Raw genomic sequence first — 2,034 nt, 5'->3', positions numbered from 1 at the left:
TATCTGGACCGAGACATCAATGCCAGCAAGAACCTTTTGGCGTTAGCCAAGTAAAAGAAAACCTATGAGGCAGGGACTGCCTTTTGAGCCTACCCATATCCGATTCCTCTGTCTGCATGAAACCTGTTCAGACAAGAATGGAGTTCGTAGGAAGCCCCCACTTCAAAATCCGGAGGATTTAAGTGGTGGGTAGTTCACAGTGTGAGTTTAAAGGAGCGACATAATCAGTTTTATTAAGACAAAGGTGTTTGTTTTTCTTACTCATTCACAACAGTATAGCCTAGGTTTTCAATCGTTTGTTTTGTCTGGTAAGCATTTGGACCATCTGTTTGTATAGTCAATTCGACGCGGTTTTCCGGGCGACTGACAAACATGTGAGTGATGTTGATGTGCTGATCAGCCAGCGTTTTAGAAATACTGGCAATAATGCCGACTTTATCTTCAGACAATTCAATCACCACACGTGTTCCACCCTCCTGATATCCAGTTAAGTCGATAAGAGCTTTGAAAATATCCTTATGCGTAATGATACCAATGACTTCTTTTAAAGGATTTAAAACGGGTAAAACCGTGATGTTCCTTTCTGACATGAGTACCGCTGCAGCCTCAATTAACATATCTGGAGTGGCGGTGACTGCATCTTTAATCATGATATCTTTCACTCTGACCTTATCAAACAAATAATTCATTTCATAAATACTCAAACTGGAAACGTGTGATGGGGAGTTTTCCGAGATAAGCTGTTCGGTAATCAAACCGACAAATTCGCCCTCATCAACGACCGGAAGGCGATGAAATTGATTCCGATCCATTATATCTATTGCTTTTGCTAATTTGACATCAGATGTCACTGTTACAACATCTTTCGTCATATAATGACCTACATTCATTTCTTAGCCTCCTAAATATGCCATCTGGACTTCATCGCTGCCCAACAGCTCTTCCCCTGTCCCTTCTGCCACGATACTACCTGTTTCAATCACATATCCTCTATCAGATATCCCTAAAGCACTATTGGCATTTTGCTCAACGAGTAGAATGGTCGTCCCTCTTTCGTTTATCTCTTCAATGATATTGAAGATTTCTTTAATAAACAAAGGAGCCAGTCCCGTTGACGGTTCGTCCATGGCTACTATTAATGTAATTCGAAATAATCAATACAACCAGAACCATAAAGAGATAAGCGAGTCGCCAATCCATTAAGGCAATGGGAATGCCACTTAGCCCAGCTGCTCCATTTGTCAGGTCACTCATATTTAAAATGGCTACTCGAATAATTTCTCCGACACCGAGTGTGGCAATGGCTAAGTAGTCCCCTTTTAAACGAAGAGTGGGATAACCGACGGCAAAGGCTACGATACCCGATAAGATTATGCCGACAAGCACACTGAGTAAAAAACTGCCTAAACCAGGCGTTTGACGGGTCATAATCCCAGTCGCGTAGGCTCCTATTGCCATGAAACCGGCATGTCCTAAGGCGAGTTGACCGGAGAATCCAACGATTAAATTCAGTCCAACGGCTAAGATAATATTAATTAAAATAGTAATCAGCGTTTGTTGGTAAACTGGAGAAATGAGACCGGTGGTGACGCTTATCTGAATGATTAGAAACAAGGCAAGGATGGTCCCTGCCCAGGCTAGATTGGCTTTATTCAATAATCTCAATCCAATCACCTACACTTTCTCTGTCTGGCTATTCCCAAGTAAACCAGCAGGACGAACGAGTAGGATAACAATTAAAATGATATAGACAACGGCATCTCGAATCATAGAGTTACCGTAAGCTGTAATCATGACTTCAATCATGCCGATGAAATAGCCTCCCAGTACCGCTCCAGGGATTAATCCAATTCCCCCGATAACAGCGGCAACGAATGCTTTCATCCCATATCCCCCACCAAGCATAGGGTTACTGTCAAATTTTTTTGTTCTTAAAGGTCTATAACCGTTGTTCTATCAAGGAAAAGACAAAAAACACTTGCCCCTCCCTCATTTATCGGTAAAATAGTAGGTATCCGACTACCAAACTATCCC

2 protein-coding genes and 2 pseudogenes are annotated in these 2,034 nt (G+C 42.0%); all 4 read right to left on the bottom strand.

The features are described from left to right. Window positions 1–257: 257 nt before the first annotated feature. Window positions 258–890, bottom strand: a complete 633-nt coding sequence (locus ACYQ2O_RS11985; protein ID WP_346023960.1) for a CBS and ACT domain-containing protein — start codon at window positions 888–890, stop codon at window positions 258–260. Window positions 891–893: 3 nt separating this feature from the next. Beyond that, window positions 894–1,136: pseudogene (locus ACYQ2O_RS11980) on the bottom strand (ABC transporter ATP-binding protein); the annotation flags it as partial. Further along, window positions 1,087–1,674, bottom strand: a complete 588-nt coding sequence (locus tag ACYQ2O_RS11975; protein WP_346023959.1) for a branched-chain amino acid ABC transporter permease — start codon at window positions 1,672–1,674, stop codon at window positions 1,087–1,089. The pseudogene ACYQ2O_RS11980 and the gene ACYQ2O_RS11975, both read right to left, overlap by 50 nt. Further along, window positions 1,675–1,911 (bottom strand): annotated as a pseudogene (locus tag ACYQ2O_RS11970) (ABC transporter permease subunit); the annotation flags it as partial. It lies immediately after the preceding gene. Between the last annotated feature and the right edge of the window lie 123 nt (window positions 1,912–2,034).

The organism is Alkalibacterium sp. m-11, assembly GCF_054658155.1.
This window is presented reverse-complemented; position numbering and strand designations above follow the sequence as displayed.

Coding starts and splice junctions, on each gene's coding strand:
- ACYQ2O_RS11985 (WP_346023960.1), bottom strand. CDS start 890: ATGAATGTAGGTCATTATATGACGAAAGATGTTGTAACAGTGACATCT.